This is a genomic window from Hyphomonas sp., from assembly GCF_013823385.1.
Lineage (GTDB): Bacteria > Pseudomonadota > Alphaproteobacteria > Caulobacterales > Hyphomonadaceae > Hyphomonas.
Window position 1 is genome coordinate 1 of record NZ_PNMA01000128.1, and the last position, 1764, is coordinate 1764.

Sequence of the window (1764 nt, forward strand, 5' to 3'; positions counted from 1 at the left end):
AGGCGTGCTGTCCGTGCTGGCTGCTGTCATATTGTTTGCGCTGAAGTGGAGCATCTTTCGCATGCTCGCCGTTCTTGCCGTAGCCGGCCTCGCTCTGGGTAGTTTTTGATCAAGGAGAATAAAACATGACCGAAGTTGACCGCCGCAGCGCTATGGGCATCGTAGGTGTTGGAATAGCGGCAGCCGCCGCAGGTGCACCCGCATCAGCGCAAACGCCCACCCTTTCGCCTGCCTTCGCGGGCAACCACAAGCCCGTACCGCTGGGGTTCGATCCCGCCAAGCTCACTGGCCTCTCCGAAAAGCTCATCCGCTCGCACTACGACAACAACTACATCGGATCGGTGCGCACGCTGAACATGATCGAGGGTCGTTTGGCGGCAGCGCTGGCGGACAAGGACCTTCCCGCAATCGTCTATGGCGGGCTCAAACGTGAGGAACTGCACCGCACCGGGTCGGTCATCCTGCACGAGCTGTATTTCGGTGCGCTTGGCGGCGATGGCGCGGCGGCGGGAGAAGTGCAGAAGGCTATCGCAGCGGCCTTCGGATCGTTCGCGGCGTGGGATACGGAGTTCAGGCAAACCGCGATGTCGCTGGCTGGCGGTTCAGGGTGGTGCGTCCTGGCGTGGAATATCCACACCGACAGTCTGCACAATTACTGGGCCTGGGATCACATGCACCAGCCGGTCGCCAGCGTGCCGCTGATCGCGCTCGACATGTATGAACACGCCTATCACATAGATTACGGCACAGCGGCCGCGAAATATGTTGATGCGTTCATGGCCAACCTGAATTGGGAGGAGATCGATCGCAGGTACCACCGCATGGCGCGGCAAGCTTAACCAGTTCTGCTTGTCGATCGCCTTTCGAATTGCCGAGCAGGTCATCCGAATGCGGATGGTCGGCTTCTGGTATAATCGGTCGGTTGGCATGCCGCTGGGATACGACGGCTCTGTCCCACGATGCGGCATTCGCGTTCGGCAGCAGTCGACCAGCTTAAGTCGCTAATTGCAGCGCACCAAAACCGCTGCTCTTGCCTAAACCCGTCATTCACCCGCCGAATTGCGGGGATTGGACCGGCACGTGAATGCCGAAATTCAGGCTTTGGCGTTTGGCTAGAGACGGTAGAAAAGTGTTACGCTCGCGATGTGATCAAGCCGATCCTCGCCTCTACGGAAGACGGCCTGATTGAGGTATCCAGGCTCAAACATGACGCCTTTAGTCAGGGGCACTGAGACGCCTACGAAATTCCGCCAGCGGTCCATCCCCTCGCGTGGCCCCCAGTCGGCATCATTTAGGTTGAGAAACCCTTCGCTCCAAACGACCAGAAGCGAGCCCTTGCCCTCTTCGAAGGGCATCTGCGCCCTCACCTGCTGGCGGAACCGCCATGCCAGGTCCTTTGCCCCCACGACGGTGCGTGCCTCCATCCGGGTCCGAGCCGTGACTGTCACGTCCCCGATCTTCTCAACAGGAAAGACCACATGTTGGTATATCCGATGCTCATCGAACGCAGGGTGGTCCACGGGGTCGGTGTGGACGAACATATAGCCGACGAACACCGTGGCCTTCTTGCTCACCCGGTAACCAATCGCCGGGCTGATCTGGAACTGCCCCAACCGGCTCGCGTCATTGGTCAGGCGTGGCTGAATTTCTGCCTGCACCAGCAGATCATCCTTGATCGGCCCTTGCGCCACCAGCAACGTCCACTGCTGAAGGTCATGATCCTGCGCGGCAAGGACACTGGGCGCCACGCCTAGCAGCAAGGCT

At 59.8% G+C, this 1764-nt stretch carries 2 protein-coding genes; one reads left to right on the forward strand and one right to left on the reverse strand.

Annotation, left to right across the window (positions count from 1 at the left end; all coding sequences use genetic code 11):
• Window positions 1–125 precede the first annotated feature (125 nt).
• Window positions 126–839 carry a superoxide dismutase gene (locus C0456_RS20405; protein WP_017671409.1) on the forward strand — a complete coding sequence of 238 codons (714 nt, stop codon included), beginning with the start codon at window positions 126–128 and terminating at the stop codon, window positions 837–839.
• Between the two features lie 273 nt (window positions 840–1112).
• Here C0456_RS20405 and C0456_RS20410 read toward each other — a convergent pair.
• Window positions 1113–1764 (reverse strand): DUF2490 domain-containing protein (locus tag C0456_RS20410; RefSeq protein ID WP_291056499.1); only part of this gene is annotated, 652 nt, incomplete at its 5' end.